The sequence below is a fragment of the Streptomyces tailanensis genome (assembly GCF_008386495.1).
GTDB classification, from domain to species: Bacteria; Actinomycetota; Actinomycetes; order Streptomycetales; family Streptomycetaceae; genus Streptomyces; species Streptomyces tailanensis.
In genome coordinates, this window is the sequence record NZ_VTHJ01000032.1 from 64,596 (window position 1) to 79,397 (window position 14,802).

10 protein-coding genes, 3 tRNA genes and 3 pseudogenes are annotated in these 14,802 nt (G+C 68.7%); 11 read left to right on the top strand and 5 right to left on the bottom strand.

The window, feature by feature from the left end; translation table 11 throughout:
- Nucleotides 1-228: 228 nt before the first annotated feature.
- Together F3T56_RS24945 and F3T56_RS24950 are read right to left on the bottom strand one after the other, a co-directional pair.
- Nucleotides 229-1,161 carry a M56 family metallopeptidase gene (locus F3T56_RS24945; RefSeq protein WP_149827609.1) on the bottom strand — a complete coding sequence of 311 codons (933 nt, stop codon included), beginning with the start codon at nucleotides 1,159-1,161 and terminating at the stop codon, nucleotides 229-231.
- Between the two features lie 6 nt (nucleotides 1,162-1,167).
- Complete coding sequence (locus tag F3T56_RS24950) at nucleotides 1,168-1,569, bottom strand: BlaI/MecI/CopY family transcriptional regulator (RefSeq protein ID WP_149827610.1); 402 nt, start codon at nucleotides 1,567-1,569, stop codon at nucleotides 1,168-1,170.
- Between the two features lie 189 nt (nucleotides 1,570-1,758).
- Between F3T56_RS24950 and F3T56_RS48140 the strand changes: the two are divergent.
- The 7 genes and pseudogenes from F3T56_RS48140 to F3T56_RS24990 all read left to right on the top strand — a co-directional run bounded on the left by F3T56_RS48140 (nucleotide 1,759) and on the right by F3T56_RS24990 (nucleotide 7,128).
- Nucleotides 1,759-2,024 (top strand): annotated as a pseudogene (locus F3T56_RS48140) (GlsB/YeaQ/YmgE family stress response membrane protein).
- Nucleotides 2,025-2,191: 167 nt separating this feature from the next.
- Nucleotides 2,192-2,767 carry a TerD family protein gene (locus F3T56_RS24960; RefSeq protein WP_149827611.1) on the top strand — a complete coding sequence of 192 codons (576 nt, stop codon included), beginning with the start codon at nucleotides 2,192-2,194 and terminating at the stop codon, nucleotides 2,765-2,767.
- 90 nt (nucleotides 2,768-2,857) lie between these two features.
- Nucleotides 2,858-3,532, top strand: coding sequence for a hypothetical protein (locus F3T56_RS24965; protein WP_216373003.1), 675 nt, complete (start codon nucleotides 2,858-2,860; stop codon nucleotides 3,530-3,532).
- An 88-nt stretch (nucleotides 3,533-3,620) separates the two neighbouring features.
- Complete coding sequence (locus F3T56_RS24970) at nucleotides 3,621-4,208, top strand: TerD family protein (protein WP_149827612.1); 588 nt, start codon at nucleotides 3,621-3,623, stop codon at nucleotides 4,206-4,208.
- Between the two features lie 82 nt (nucleotides 4,209-4,290).
- Nucleotides 4,291-4,584 carry a twin-arginine translocase TatA/TatE family subunit gene (locus F3T56_RS24975; protein ID WP_149827613.1) on the top strand — a complete coding sequence of 98 codons (294 nt, stop codon included), beginning with the start codon at nucleotides 4,291-4,293 and terminating at the stop codon, nucleotides 4,582-4,584.
- A gap of 65 nt (nucleotides 4,585-4,649) precedes the next feature.
- Nucleotides 4,650-5,870, top strand: a pseudogene (locus tag F3T56_RS24980) (AI-2E family transporter).
- Nucleotides 5,871-6,438: 568 nt separating this feature from the next.
- Nucleotides 6,439-7,128 (top strand): annotated as a pseudogene (locus F3T56_RS24990) (response regulator).
- 1,214 nt (nucleotides 7,129-8,342) lie between these two features.
- Here the strand turns inward: F3T56_RS24990 and F3T56_RS24995 are convergent.
- The 3 genes from F3T56_RS24995 to F3T56_RS25005 all read right to left on the bottom strand — a co-directional run bounded on the left by F3T56_RS24995 (nucleotide 8,343) and on the right by F3T56_RS25005 (nucleotide 8,756).
- A tRNA-Ile gene (locus F3T56_RS24995) sits at nucleotides 8,343-8,416 on the bottom strand.
- Nucleotides 8,417-8,605: 189 nt separating this feature from the next.
- Nucleotides 8,606-8,678 (bottom strand) — tRNA-Asn (locus F3T56_RS25000).
- Nucleotides 8,679-8,683: 5 nt separating this feature from the next.
- Nucleotides 8,684-8,756 (bottom strand) — tRNA-Asn (locus F3T56_RS25005).
- Nucleotides 8,757-8,983: 227 nt separating this feature from the next.
- On the opposite strand from F3T56_RS25005, the gene F3T56_RS25010 reads away from it, so the two are divergent.
- The 4 genes from F3T56_RS25010 to F3T56_RS25025 all read left to right on the top strand — a co-directional run bounded on the left by F3T56_RS25010 (nucleotide 8,984) and on the right by F3T56_RS25025 (nucleotide 14,631).
- Nucleotides 8,984-9,289 (top strand): YtxH domain-containing protein, encoded by a 306-nt coding sequence (locus tag F3T56_RS25010; protein ID WP_149827615.1) that lies wholly within the window; start codon nucleotides 8,984-8,986, stop codon nucleotides 9,287-9,289.
- A 69-nt stretch (nucleotides 9,290-9,358) separates the two neighbouring features.
- Entirely contained in the window at nucleotides 9,359-10,813 is a 1,455-nt protein-coding gene (locus F3T56_RS25015; protein WP_149827616.1) for an FGGY family carbohydrate kinase, read from the top strand.
- Nucleotides 10,814-10,960: 147 nt separating this feature from the next.
- Nucleotides 10,961-12,694 carry an ABC transporter ATP-binding protein gene (locus tag F3T56_RS25020; protein ID WP_149827617.1) on the top strand — a complete coding sequence of 578 codons (1,734 nt, stop codon included), beginning with the start codon at nucleotides 10,961-10,963 and terminating at the stop codon, nucleotides 12,692-12,694.
- A complete protein-coding gene (locus tag F3T56_RS25025; protein ID WP_149827618.1) occupies nucleotides 12,694-14,631 on the top strand; it encodes an ABC transporter ATP-binding protein in 1,938 nt (645 codons plus the stop codon). The genes F3T56_RS25020 and F3T56_RS25025 overlap by 1 nt, the downstream gene beginning before the upstream one ends.
- The last annotated feature ends 171 nt before the right edge of the window (nucleotides 14,632-14,802 follow it).

Here is a 14,802-nt window from a genome sequence, read left to right on the forward strand (position 1 = left end):
TCGCCCGGTCCGCTTGCTCATTGCCGTCCGGCACCTGTGATCACCGAACCCGCAGGACTCTACATCTATACAGATATACGGGCTGGAGGCAGGTTCTTCTCACTGACCCCTGGTCGACAAAGCTCAGCAACCTCAACAGGCCGGCGGCTACCAGCGCATGCGCCTGCCAACTCCCCCGCCCGCTCTGTGGGCATCGTCCGGAGAGGCTTCGCCCGGTCGGTCACGGGATCAGAGGGGCGTAGCCGCGTACAGGATGAACGCCATCGTCACCGCGGAGTTCGCGGACGACAGCGCCGAGACAACGGTGCCCGCGGCCGCGCCCCATGCGGCCAGGCCCACACTCGTGAACACCGACGGCCAGCTGCGCATCACCGGGACGGGGCCGAGTAAGGCGGTAACACGGCGTGGCACCGGCCCTGGGGCTGCCAAGCCCGCGAGCGTCCCCACCGGAGTACCGCGGGAGACCAGCGCCGCCTTGCCGATCGCGCACGCCACCGTCCTGCGGCTGCCGACGGCCTGGGCCGCGTCCTCATCCGCCCACCGCTCCGTCGTGTACGACACGGCCGTGCGCAGGGGCCGCAGGAATGGGTTGGCACGCGCGGCCAATTGGACTGCGAGCAGGAACCGATGGTGACGGGCCACCAGATGGGCCCGCTCATGAGCGAACAGCGCACGCCGCTCGGGTGGTTCGAGGCAGGACAGCATGCCGGTGGTGACGACCACCCGGTCGCGGCGACCGCCGGGCAGCGCGTACGCGTACGGCACTTCGTCGGGCAGTACGGCCACCTCCGTGCCCGGCAGCCCGGCCAGGGCCCGGTGGGCGCGGAGGCGAACCCGACCGTGCCGCCACCCCGTTCGACCACACGCCAGGAGCACCGCGATCAGCGCCGGGATGGCCAGCTTCCCTGCGACCTCGTCGTACGGCACCGCCTCGCGCACCTCCGGATCGGACCAGCCGTCGGGCAGAGGATTGCCGGGCAGTTGGGCGGTACCGACCACCATCAGCAGGCCCAGAGACACCGTGCTGCACGCCGCCATCACCGCGGCCACGCCGGTCAGCAGCCGGGTGGCGGTCCGTGGATGCAGCCGCTGCTCGGCCAGCCGCGCGATCGGCCACGCCGTGAACGGCAGGACCAGCGGCAGAAAGACGAACACCCCCATGAGGCTTCAGTCTTCCCCTTCGCCCTGTTTCCGACCCGTGCTCTTCGCCTGCCCCAGCAACTCTCGCAGCAGCCGCTCGTCGTCCGGCTCCAGGGAGGTGACGAAACTGGCCAGCACCGCCTCGCGGTCGCTCTCGCCGTCGAGCACCTTGTACATCTTGTGCGCGGCGAGGCCCGCCTGGTCCGAGGTCGGGGTCCACGCGAAGGAGCGGCCGGCACGCTCGCGGGTCACCGCGCCCTTGGCCAGCAGCCGGGTCAGGATCGTGATCACCGTCGTATAGGCAAGGTCACCGCCGAGGCGCTCCTGCACCCACCCCGCGCTCTTGGGGCCGTCCGCCTCGCGCAGCGCGGACAGGACGAGTGCCTCCAGCTCACCTTGTCCCCGCCGGGGACGCTGCTGGTCCGTCACACCCTGTCTCCTTTCCGCTGAACCCGAGTTCACGGGCGGTCCATCGTATAGACGCCCCACAGTCGGCCGCGACGCAACCAGGCCGCCACAGCCCCTCACCTCAGCATCTACATAATTGTAGAAGATAGGCTGTTCGGGCAGGTTCATTCGCGCCGCACCGACGGCGACAACACAATGGAGACGGTGGACATGGGTGTCATCGCGTGGCTGGCCCTGGGGCTTCTCGCCGGGGCCATCGCCAAGGCCATTCTGCCCGGACGCGACCCGGGCGGCCTCATCGGCACGACATTCATCGGGATCGTCGGGGCTTTCCTGGGCGGCTGGATCTCGACGGCGTTCCTCGACCGGCCGGTGCACCGGGAGTTCTTCGCGCCGCCACCTGGGGATCGGCCATCGCGGGCGCGTTGGTCCTGCCGATCGGCTATCGCATCCTCTTCGGCAACTCCCGTGAGTGACAGGCCGCTTCACCGAACCGGCCGCTGCCCAGCCAGACACGACACGGCCGAAACGCGCGGGCCTGATGAGCCCTTCCTCTTTTTCTACAGTGCTGTAGTTTCTACTCCGGGTCCCTTCGGACCCGCCTGACGCATCAGGACATCAAGGCTTCGAGAAGGAGTACGCAGTGGGAGTTTCCCTGTCCAAGGGTGGCAACGTCTCGCTCAGCAAGGAGGCACCTGGCCTGACGGCCGTCCTGGTCGGTCTGGGCTGGGACGTGCGCACCACCACCGGCACCGACTACGACCTCGACGCCTCGGCGCTGCTGCTCGACGCCTCCGGCAAGGTCCCCTCCGACGGGCACTTCATCTTCTACAACAACCTCACCAGCCCGGACGGTTCCGTCGAGCACACCGGCGACAATCTCACCGGTGAGGGCGAGGGCGACGACGAGTCGGTCAAGGTGAACCTCGCGGCCGTGCCCGCCGATATCGAGCGGATCGTCTTCCCCGTGTCGATCCACGACGCCGCGAACCGGGGCCAGAGCTTCGGCCAGGTGCGCGGCGCCTTCATCCGCGTCGTGAACCAGGCGGGCGGCGCCGAGATCGCCCGCTACGACCTGTCCGAGGACGCCGCCACCGAGACCGCCATGGTCTTCGGCGAGCTGTATCGCAACGGCGCCGAGTGGAAGTTCCGCGCCGTCGGCCAGGGCTACGCGTCGGGGCTGACCGGGATCGCCTCCGACTTCGGCGTCAACGTCTGAAGCAGGCAGCCCGCCCCCGTGACTGTGTCTTTGAGGGCGGGCCGCACACCCTCGTCCGGCAACGCAGTGCCCCCAGTCGCAGGAGACCATGTGGCCGACCCGACCGGCCTTCGCCCCGAGGACCGGGCGGACTTCGAAGCCGTACTGCACCTGGCTCTGAACACGGCGGACATCTGCAACGTCCTGCGCACCGATCCGACCGGCCTGGCCGCGCGACGACTACGCGTCCGGGCGCTGGCAGACGCCGACAGGATCACGGCCGCGGCACAGAACGATTACGGCACCTACCTCTCATGTCGCGCCCTGAACACGTCCGCCGAACAGCCTGATCAGCGCAAGCCGGGTCGGTCCGCGCATGCCGGACTGCTGCCGACCCTGGCGGCGCTCACTCCGCCCGTAGCCGTATCGTCCGCCGCGATCCTGCTCGTACTCGGCTACGTGCTCCAAGTGACCGTGCACGGGGCATTGCTCGAGTCCCTCATAACCGCCGGCTGGATCCTCGCATCCGTCGCGGCCCTGAGTGCCTACCTCGCCGTGGCCGCGCTGCTCGGCGCGGCGATACGCAAGCGTGGCAACTCCGTGCACCCCGCACGGCTGGAACAGACCCGGCTGGACTGGCGGCAGGCCCTGTTGGAGCGCGGCATGCTGCCACATTTGCGCCGCTGCATACGCGAGGATCCGACGCTCCAACCTGCGCCGCCCAAGACACCGTTGCCCAACACCCCCACGACCGAGCCCGGGAACGATCCCCCGCTCGCCGGCTAGCGGTCGCCGGCTCGGACGGCCGAGCGAACCGCTCCGGACGGTGCACAGACAACAACAACCCAGCAGACCCGAAGGAGAACCACCCCGCATGTCGGTCAACATGACCAAGGGCCAGCAGATCAACCTGAGCAAAGCCGACGGCACCGCACTGACCTCGGTCCGGATGGGTCTCGGCTGGCAGGCAGTGCCCCGCAAGGGTTTCCTCGCCAAGCTCACCGGAGGCGGAGCCGAAATCGACCTGGACGCCTCGGCCGTACTCTTCGCCGCCGGTCAGCCGATCGACGTCGTCTTCTTCCAGCATCTGGTCAGCGACGACGGCTCCGTCCGGCACACGGGCGACAACCTCACCGGCGGAGCCGGGGCCGGAGGTGACGACGAAGCCATCCTCGTCGACCTGGCCCGCGTGTCCGCACGCATCGACCAGATTGTCTTCACCGTCAACTCCTTCACCGGTCAGACCTTCGGCGAAGTGCAGAACGCCTTCTGCCGCCTGGTCGACGAGACGACGGGCGCCGAACTGGCCCGCTACACCCTCACCGGCGGCGGCAACCACACGGCCCAGATCATGGCCAAGGTCCACCGCACCGGCGGCGGCTGGCAGATGAAGGCCATCGGCGAACCCGCCACCGGCCGCACCTTCCAGGACCTGCTGCCGTCCATCTCCACCCACCTGTAGACCAGGGCACCCCTGCACCCGGCAGCCCTCCAGCCGGCTCGGGCCATACCGGTCCGGGCCGTACGCAGAAGACAGGACCCGCATGTTCGGACTGAGCGAAGTCGCCGTCATCCTCATCGTCGTCATAGCTGTCCTCGCCGCCAAGAAGCTCCCCGACCTCGCCCGCTCCGCAGGTAAGGCCGCCCGCATCCTGAAAGCCGAGGCCCGTGCCATGAAGAACGACGAAGCCCAGGCCGACGCGGCGCCCCAGGTCGTCCAGGGCGAGACCACCAACTCAGCCGGCGGCACCGCCTCCGGCACGGACCAGCGGTCCACCGGGGCCCCCGAACACCCCGGTGGTACGGCCGGAACACCCGAGCAAGGCAGCAGGCCATAGACCGACAGCGGGCTGCATCAGGGGGCGCAGTCCGAGCGCGGCACGGCGTAGGCGAGACCTGCAGCGTGGCGCGCACAGACGAGACCGGGCAGACCGCCCCGCACGCGTCCGCGGTCGGCTCGGCGCCAGGCGTCCCGCCTCCCACGCAGTCCGCAGTACCCGGCACGCACATGCCACGCCGGCTGCCACGTGCCATGGTGCTGGCCTTCTCGCTGGTCGCCGTGTTCCAACTTGGCGGCTGGGCGTTCCACCAGCTCCTGGGGCTGCTGGTCAACGTCCTGATCGCGTTCTTCCTCGCGCTCGCCATCGAACCCGCGGTCAGTCGGATGGCATCTCACGGGCTGCGCAGGGGGCTGGCCACCTTCCTGGTCTTCCTCGGCCTCGTCATCGTGTCCGTCGGCTTCGTGACGCTGCTCGGCTCCCTGCTCGCGGGCCAGATCATCAAGATGATCGAGGGGTTCCCGGCCTACCTCGACTCCGTCATCAGCTGGATCAACACACACTTCGACACCGAGCTGAAGCGGGTGGACATACAGGAGAACCTGCTCCGATCCGACTGGCTGCGCGACTACGTGCAGAACAGCGCCACCGAAGCTCTGGACGTCTCCGCCCAGGTCCTCGGCGGTCTCTTCCGACTCCTGACGATCACGCTGTTCTCGTTCTACTTCGCCGCCGACAGTCCACGACTGCGGCGCGCGCTGTGCTCCGTGCTGCCGCCCGCCAAGCAGGCCGAGGTGCTGCGTGCCTAAGAGATCGCCGTCGACAAGACCGGCGGGTACATCTACTCGCGCGGCCTGATGGCGCTCGTCTCCGCCATTGCGCACTACATACTCCTCCAGGCACTTGGCGTCCCCTACGCCCCCGTACTCGCCGTCTGGGTCGGTCTGGTCTCGCAGTTCATCCCCGCCATCGGCACCTACCTGGCGGGGGCGTTGCCGATGCTGATCGCCTTCACCGTCGACCCCTGGTACGCGCTCTGGGTCCTCGTCTTCGTTGTGGCCTACCAGCAGTTCGAGAACTACGTGCTTCAACCCAGACTGACCGCCAGGACCGTCGACATCCACCCGGCCGTCGCCTTCGGATCAGTCATCGCGGGCACCGCGCTCCTCGGCGCCGCCGGCGCGCTCATCGCCATCCCCGCCGTTGCCACACTGCAGGCATTCCTCGGGGCGTACGTGAAGCGGTACGACGTCACGGACGACCCCCGAATCACCGGGCACCGGCAAAGCGGCCGTGGTGTCCTCCCAGCCCAGCGCGTCCGACAACGTGGACAGAATGGACCATAGGGCGGACGGCAGATGAGCTGGACGACAGTTCCTCGCGGGTGGACACCGGCACGTGAGGCATGTCAGGCCGGGCGGAGACGGATCCGCCAGACGCAGAAGTGGCCCAGGGCGGCGGCGAGGCCGAAGTAGATGCCGGTCTCGGCCCACTGAAGGGTCCAGAAGTTGTCGGCGGGCTGGGTAGGTGACCCGCTGGTGGTATCCGGCCTCGGAGAGGGTGGTGAGGCAGGCCAGGGGCGAGTCGCAGTCGGCGTAGGCGGCGGGCAGGTGGGCGGCTGTGTGGCCGGAGGCGTCGAGGGTGTGCTCGGAGACGACCCAGGCCCCGGGATTGTCGATGTCCACCTGGGTCACCGAGTCGATGCCGAGGCCCGCCATGGTGTCCGCGGTGAACGGCACGGTGATGCTCTCGGCGCCGCCAGATGTGGCCGGACCCACAGCGGCATGGCGAGCTGGACGGCGGCAAGGACCGCGAGCGTGGCGGCCATCGCGGGCACGGTGCGGCGGAGGACCAGGCCCGGAACGATGCCCAGGAGGAGAGCGAAGGCGGCGTGGCCGAGGGGGACGATGCCGCGTGCACCCTCACGGCATCGACGTGGTCGCCGAGGCGAGTGACGGCACCGAGGCCGTCGAAGCCGTCAAGCGAACCCGCCCCGATGTCGTCCTGATGGACATCCGCATGCCGGGACTCGACGGTCTCGAAGCCACCCGCCGCCTCCTAACCGGCACTCCCGGCGAACCGCGCGTGATCATCTTGACGACGTTCGACCTCGACCAGTTGGTGTACGACGCCCTGGCCGCTGGCGCCAGCGGCTTCCTGCTCAAGGACGTCACGCTGAAACACCTCGTCGCGGCCGTCCGCCTGATCCGCACCGGAGACGCCCTTCTCGCCCCGTCCATCACCCGCCGCCTCGTGGAGCGATTCGTCGGAGTCGGGCGCGGACACGCCGCCAGAAACACACACGGCAAGGACCCTCACCCCGCACCTACCGCCTGGAATGCCGAGCCGGTCGAACCGCCCCCGACCTCACCGCACTCACACCACGCGAACTCGAAGTCCTGCGCCTGCTGGCCCAGGGCCTGAGCAACACCGAACTCGCCGCCCGGCTCCACCTGTCCGAAACAACCGTGAAGACCCACGTCTCCCGCATCCTGACCAAGGCGCCTGCGTGACCGCGTCCAAGCTGTAGTCGTGGCCTATAGGACGGTGCTGGACAGCGCAGCCCCAGAGCATTGCAGCGCACCAGGCGCCGGACACCGTTGAACGCCGGCGGCAACCGATCGGGGAAACGCGGCACTACCAGCATTTCGGTTGCCGCTTCCGCACACGCCCAAGGTGCGCAGGACGCTCCGACGCAGCCGGAAGATCAGGACGCGACGACCGCGATCCCGAGGGCGACGGGACGGAAGTTCGACAGGTTCCCCGTTCGAGCCGGATGTCGAGAACCCCTTCCGGGGTCCCGGGCGAATCGAGCATCGGCATCGCCCACTCGCCACTGGGAGTGACCAACGCGAGGCTGGAGAGGCTGAGGGCGGTGCGCTCTGGACAGTTTTCAATACGGGTCGTTTCCCCGGCGCTCGGCTCGGCCGCGGCGGCAGCTCAGCGATCCAATCGTGGTAGCGCCCCGTCGCCACACCGCACCGTCTCGCCGCAGGCAGCCCGAGCGATCACCTACATCCTGCCAGCGTCCCGAATTCAGCGTTCAGACCCTCGCACGCGCCCCTACAGCAGCTTGCTCTGGTGGTGTGCCGACACGTCTTTGCAGATCAGAGCTGTTCGAACTAGCGCCAGCGGTAACGAGTTGAACTCGCGAGCGGCGGATTCAGTCTGTTGACCCAAAGCCCTGAATCCGCACACCCGATCAGACGTTTCCGCAGGTCAGAGGCGGCCGGGCGCAAGATTCGCGCTCTCCCCGCGAACGGAGGTGATCCATCTGAGACGCGTTCGCCGAAGACGCGGCTGTCACACCGACAGTGACCGGGCATCGAAACACCAGCTACCGGCGGTCCGTAACCCGAGCAGCTGGACGAGACCCGTCTTCGACCGCCCCGATGTCCTGACCGCATGAACCACGCGGCACCACACGAGAGGACCGAGTGACCGCCCGGGGCCGTTTCCTCTTGGGGCAGTTCCTGGCCCCACCGCGACACACATCTCGCGTGCCGCGAACCCGGACGACCGCCACATCGAACGCGTCGACCCACCTGCACCAGCCCGAGCGCAGACCCGTCGACAGCCCTGTCCTCGTCACCACCGGCCTCACGGTGGCCTCAATTCGTGCCACCACCGCAGCACGGCCCAGCAACACAAGCCTCCCCAGCCCCACACCTGACGCATTCGTGCAGGTCAGGCGCCCACCAGCTGACGCAGGCCGAACCGACTCCAAACTCGCGAGCAGCGGATTCAGTCCGTTCAGGCAAAGTTGACGCTCCGCCAGCCAAAGAAGAACGTTTCCGCAGGTCAGAGACCTGCTGAAGTGGGGCGGGTGGGACTCGAACCCACGGCCGACGGATTATGAGTCCGCTGCTCTAACCGGCTGAGCTACCGCCCCGTACGGCGTGTCGCGTACATGTGTGCGCGCCGTCTGCCGCAGCATAGCCGCTCATACGATCTCCTGCTTCGGATGGTCGGCCTTCGCATGCGCTTCTTGACCTTGAGGACTCGGAAGCGCCCCCCGCGGTTCCCCCGGACATGAAACCGGACATGAAAAAGGACCCCTACGGGGTCCTTGTTCAGGCTGCTCCCCCGACTGGACTCGAACCAGTAACCTGCCGGTTAACAGCCGGCTGCTCTGCCAATTGAGCTACGGAGGACCGAGCTCCCCCGACTGGACTCGAACCAGTAACCTGCCGGTTAACAGCCGGCTGCTCTGCCAATTGAGCTACGGAGGAATGCCTCGTTGCATCGAACGTACCTACCTGGGTATTCGCCAGGGGGCGTGCGCTCGCTGCGACACATACATTAGCGCAAGCAGGGGGGTGCTCCGCCAATCGGTATCCCCCGCGCCCGGCGCCCGAGCGGGGCGACGCGAGGGACCGACGCAGACGCAAGTACGCAGTCAGTACGCAGTCGCAAGTACCGCAGTCGCAGGTACGCAGACGCAAGGAAGGGTGGCCGCATGCGCTATCGGCTCACATTCATCGCCGGACTGGCCCTGGGTTACGTGCTGGGCACACGAGCCGGGCGCGAGCGTTACGAGCAGCTGAAGAAGTCCGCGCGGCAGTTCGCGCAGAACCCCGCCGTGCGCAACACCGCCGAGTCGGCCGCCCAGCAGGGGCGCGAGATCGCCGGCAAGGCGTACCACGTGGTCAGCGAGAAGGTCGGGGACCGGGTGCCCGAGTCGGTCGCCGAGCGAGTTCGCTCCCTGCGCGAGCGCAACGCGAACGGCTCCGCCGGGGACGACTGGGGGACCAGCGATACATAGGGACCGCATCGCGTCGGGCGGGCCACGGGGCGGCACTTCCACCCCTTCCCGTGCGGCAGAATTTCTGCCATGGGGATAGTGGCCGGGCTGGATAGTTCGCCCGATTTTACGCGCATTGTCGTCTGTGACTCGGACACAGGGGCCGTGCTCAGGCAGGGGTATGCCCCGCACCCGTTGGAGTCGACCGAGGGCGGGGGGCGCCCTTCGGACGTCGATCCACAGGCGTGGCTGCTGTCCCTGGGGGAGGCGGCCACCGGCGGGCTGCTCGAAGGTGTGCAGGCGATCGGGGTGTCGTCGCAACAGAACGGGCTGATCGCGCTGGACGCGCAGGGCAACACCGTGCGTCCGGCGATGGTCGGCGGTGACAAGCGGGCGCAGGTCGCGGCGGCCGACCTCGTCGACGCGCTCGGCGGGCGGGGCGCCTGGGCGGAGGCCGTGGGGTGTGTGCCGGGGGCCGCGCAGCCGGTGACCAAGCTGCGCTGGATGAGCCGTACGGAGCCGGATGCCGCGATGCGGACAGCTGTGCTCATGCAGGCCCACGACTGGCTGGTGTGGCAGTTGCTGGGGCGGCCGATCCGGCGGACCACCGACCGGGGCGGCGCCTCGGGGACCGGGTACTGGTGCGCGGCGACCGGGCAGTACCGGACCGATCTCGTCGAGATGGCGCTCGGGCATCAGGTCATGCTTCCCGAGGTGCTCGGGCCCTCGGACGCCGCCGGTACGACGCCGGAGGGGCTCCTCATCTCCGCCGGCACCGGGGAGACCATGGCCGCCGCGTTCGGGCTCGGCATCGGGCTCGGGGACGCGGTGGTGTCGCTGGGGGCCTCCGGGTCCGTCATGGCCGTCCACACCGAGGCGCTCGTCGACTCCAGCGGGATGATCACGTCGCTGGCCGACGCCACCGGCATGCATCTGCCGGTCGTCACCACCCTCAACGCCGTACGGACGCTGCGGGGGGCCTCCGAGCTGCTGGGCGTGCCCGATCTGGAGGGGCTGTCCGACCTGGCGATGAAGTCGACGCCGGGGTCGCACGGGCTGGTGATGCTGCCGTATCTGGAGGGTGAGCGGACGCCGAATCTGCCGCACACGGCGGGGACGCTGGCCGGGCTGCGGCGGGAGTCCATGAAGCCGGAGCACTTCGCGCGGGCCGCGTTCGAGGGGATGCTGTGCGGGCTCGCGGACGCGCTGGACGTACTACGAGGGCGGGGGGTCGACGTACGGCGGATCTTCCTGCTCGGTGCGGCTGCGGAGCTGCCGGCAGTGCAGGCCGCGGCGCCCGCGCTGTTCGGGGTGCAGGTCGTCGTGCCGCAGCCGGCGGACTACGCGGCCGTGGGGGCCGCTCGGCAGGCGGCGTGGGCGCTCGGGGTGACACAGGGGACGCTTGATCCCCGTACGCCGCCGGTGTGGCCGGGGGCGGCCGCGCAGGTGCTGGAGCCGGGGGACGAGCTGGCCGTGGGGCAGGCGGTTCGGCAGCAGTACGTCGCGGTTCGTGAGCAGACTCACCCCGGGGCGTTTCGGGCCTGATCACCCCTGATCGCCCCTGAATCACCCTCGCCGGTGCGGCACCGCGCCTTCACCGATGGGTTAATTCAGTTGAGGTAACGCGGGTGGAGTGTTCGACGATGGGGGGTGGTGCATCCCATCCCCGTTGTCGACTCCGAGAGAGCTCGCGTGCTCATACGACTGCTGAGAAGTCATCTTCGTCCGTACAAGAAACCCATCGCTCTGCTGGTGCTGCTGCAGTTCGTGCAGACGTGCGCCACTCTCTACCTGCCCACGCTGAACGCGGACATCATCGACCAGGGCGTGGTGAAGGGGGACACGGGCTACATCCTGGCCTTCGGGGCGATCATGATCGGGATCTCGCTCGTCCAGGTCGTCTGCAGCATCGGGGCCGTGTACTACGGCGCCCGTACGGCGGCCGCGGTCGGCCGGGACTTGCGGGCGGCGGTGTTCGACCGGGTGCAGTCGTTCTCGGCGCGTGAGGTGGGCCACTTCGGGGCACCGTCGCTGATCACGCGGACGACGAACGATGTGCAGCAGGTCCAGATGCTGGTGCTGATGACGTTCACGCTGGTGGTGTCGGCGCCGATCATGTGTGTGGGCGGCATCGTGCTGGCGCTCGGCCTTGATGTGCCGTTGTCGGGGGTGCTGCTGGCCGTCGTACCAGTGCTCGGCATCTCCGTCAGCCTGATCGTGCGCCGGTTGCGCCCCCTGTTCCGGACGATGCAGGAGCGGCTCGACACCGTGAACCGGGTGCTGCGCGAGCAGATCACCGGCAACCGGGTCATCCGGGCCTTCGTGAAGGACGACTACGAGAAGGACCGCTTCCGGAAGGCGAACGCCGACCTCACCGAGGTGTCCCTGGGGACCGGGCGGATGCTGGCGCTGATGTTCCCGATCGTGATGACGGTCATCAACTTCTCGTCGATCGCGGTGGTGTGGTTCGGCGCCCACCGGATCGACAGCGGCGGGATGGAGATCGGCGCGCTCACCGCGTTCCTCGCCTATCTGATGCAGATCGTCATGGCCGTGATGATGGCCACCTTCATGTTCATGATGATGCCGCGCGCCGAGGTGTGCGCCGAGCGCATCCAGGAGGTCCTCGACACCGAGACCAGTGTCGTGCCGCCCGCCGAGCCCGTACGGGAGCTGCGGCGGCGCGGGTTCCTGGAGATCCGGGGGGCCGGGTTCCGCTACCCGGGTGCCGAGGAGCCCGTGCTCAAGTCGATCGACGTGGTGGCGCGGCCTGGTGAGACGACCGCCGTCATCGGGTCCACGGGCAGCGGGAAATCGACGCTGCTCGGCCTGGTCCCCCGGCTGTTCGACGTCACCGAGGGCGAGGTCCTCGTGGACGGTGTCGACGTACGCCGGATCGAGCCGCGGCTGCTGGCCGGCGCGGTCGGGCTCGTACCGCAGAAGCCGTACCTCTTCTCGGGGACCGTGGCGACGAACCTGCGGTACGGCAATCCGGACGCCACCGACGAGGAGTTGTGGCACGCGTTGGAGGTGGCGCAGGCGAAGGAGTTCGTCGAGCGGCTGGACGGCGGGCTCGACGCACCGATCGCGCAGGGCGGGACGAATGTGTCCGGTGGGCAGCGGCAGCGGCTCGCGATCGCGCGGACGCTGGTGCAGCGGCCGGGGATCTATCTGTTCGACGACTCCTTCTCCGCGCTCGACTACGCGACCGACGCGGCCCTGCGCGCCGCGCTGGGGCGGGAGACCGCGGAGGCGACCGTCGTGATCGTCGCCCAGCGGGTGGCGACCATCCGGGACGCCGACCGGATCGTCGTCCTCGACGAGGGCCGGGTCGTCGGCACCGGGCGCCACCACGAGCTGATGGCCGACAACGAGACCTACCGGGAGATCGTGCTCTCCCAGCTCACGGAAGCGGAGGCAGCCTGATGGCCGGGCCGTTGGCACGGATGGCCGGGACCGGAGGCGGCCCCGATCAGCACTCCATGGACTTCAAGGGGTCCGGGAAGCGGCTGCTCGCGCAGTTCAGGCCGGAGCGGTTCACCATGTACGCGATGGTCGTGTGCGCGGTGCTCAGCGTCGGTCTTTCGGTGCTGGGGCCGTGGATCCTCGGCAAGGCGACCGACCTCGTGTTCGCGGGGGTCGTCGGGCGGGAGATGCCGGCCGGGCAGACCAAGGCCGAGGTACTCGACGGCCTGCGGGAGCGTGGGGACGGCGGGGTGGCCGACATGCTGTCCGGCACCGACTTCACCCCCGGCGAGGGCATCGACTTCGGGGCCGTCGGCGGCGTACTGCTGGTTGCCCTCGGCATCTTCCTGGTGGCCGGGCTGCTGATGGCGGCGGCCACCCGGCTCTCCAACCGGGCCATCAACCGGACCATGTACCGGATGCGCGAGGAACTCCAGGCGAAGCTGTCGCGGCTGCCGCTGTCGTACTTCGACCGGCGGCAGCGGGGTGAGGTGCTGAGCCGGGCGACGAACGACATCGACAACATCGGTCAGACCTTGCAGCAGTCGATGGGGCAGCTCGTCAACTCGCTGCTCACCATCGTGGGTGTGCTGGTGATGATGTTCTGGGTGTCGCCGCTGCTCGCGCTGGTGGCGCTGGTGACCGTACCGCTGTCGTTCTATGTGGCCACCCGGGTCGGCAAGCGGTCCCAGCCGCACTTCGTCGCGCAGTGGCGGACCACCGGGAAGCTCAACGCCCATATCGAGGAGATGTACACCGGGCACACGCTCGTGAAGGTGTTCGGGCGGCAGGAGGAGTCGGCGCGGCAGTTCGCGGAGGAGAACGAGCGGCTGTACGAGGCCGGGTTCAAGGCCCAGTTCAACAGCGGGGTCATGCAGCCGCTGATGTTCTTCGTGTCGAACCTCAACTATGTGCTGGTGGCCGTGGCGGGCGGGCTGCGGGTCGCGTCCGGCGCCCTGTCCATCGGTGACGTGCAGGCCTTCGTCCAGTACTCGCGGCAGTTCTCGATGCCGCTGACGCAGGTCGCGTCGATGGCGAACCTCGTGCAGTCCGGGGTCGCCTCCGCCGAGCGGGTCTTCGAGGTGCTCGACGCGGAGGAGCAGGAGGCCGACGCCGTGCCCGGGGTACGGCCGGAGGAGCTGCGGGGGCGGGTGGCGCTGGAAGGGGTGTCCTTCCGGTACGACGCCGACAAGCCGTTGATCGAGGATCTGTCGCTGGTCGTCGAGCCGGGGCAGACGGTGGCGATCGTGGGGCCGACGGGGGCCGGGAAGACGACTCTGGTGAACCTGTTGATGCGGTTCTACGACGTCACCGGTGGGCGGATCACCCTGGACGGGGTCGACATCGCGTCCATGTCCCGGGACGAGCTTCGGGACGGGATCGGGATGGTGCTTCAGGACACCTGGCTGTTCGGGGGGTCCATCGCGGAGAACATCGCGTACGGCGCCTCGGCCGCGCGGAAGGTGACGCGGGGGGAGATCGAGGAGGCGGCTCGGGCCGCGCACGCGGATCGGTTCATCCGGACATTGCCGGACGGGTACGACACCGTGATCGACGATGAGGGGACGGGGGTCAGTGCGGGTGAGAAGCAGCTGATCACCATTGCTCGGGCGTTTTTGTCGGATCCGGTGATTCTTGTGCTGGACGAGGCGACGTCGTCGGTCGACACGCGTACGGAGGTGTTGATTCAGAAGGCGATGGCGAAGCTTGCGCATGGGCGGACGTCGTTCGTGATCGCGCATCGGTTGTCGACGATTCGGGATGCGGACGCGATTCTGGTGATGGAGGACGGGGCGATCGTCGAGCAGGGGGCGCATGGGGAGCTGTTGGGGGCGGATGGGGCGTATGCGCGGTTGTACAAGGCGCAGTTCGCGGAGGCGGTGGCGGAGGTGGACTGAGGGGGCGTGGGGGTGAGGCGTGGGTTTTTTCGCCCCCGCCGCCCCTACCCGTCCCATCCCAGGGGCTGCGCCCCTTCGACCCCCTAGGGGGCCTTGGGTGGTTGTTCGGGTGCGGGTGAGTGGGGGCTTGTCGCGCAGTTCCCCGCGCCCCTTGAGGGGCGCGGGGAACTG

Bases quoted from the DNA above. Each gene is read 5' to 3' on its own strand.
- F3T56_RS24975 (WP_149827613.1), top strand. From the start codon at position 4,291: ATGTTCGGACTGAGCGAAGTCGCCGTCATCCTCATCGTCGTCATAGCT.
- F3T56_RS25010 (WP_149827615.1), top strand. From the start codon at position 8,984: ATGCGCTATCGGCTCACATTCATCGCCGGACTGGCCCTGGGTTACGTG.
- F3T56_RS24945 (WP_149827609.1), bottom strand. From the start codon at position 1,161: ATGGGGGTGTTCGTCTTTCTGCCGCTGGTCCTGCCGTTCACGGCGTGG.
- F3T56_RS24970 (WP_149827612.1), top strand. From the start codon at position 3,621: ATGTCGGTCAACATGACCAAGGGCCAGCAGATCAACCTGAGCAAAGCC.
- F3T56_RS25025 (WP_149827618.1), top strand. From the start codon at position 12,694: ATGGCCGGGCCGTTGGCACGGATGGCCGGGACCGGAGGCGGCCCCGAT.
- F3T56_RS25015 (WP_149827616.1), top strand. From the start codon at position 9,359: ATGGGGATAGTGGCCGGGCTGGATAGTTCGCCCGATTTTACGCGCATT.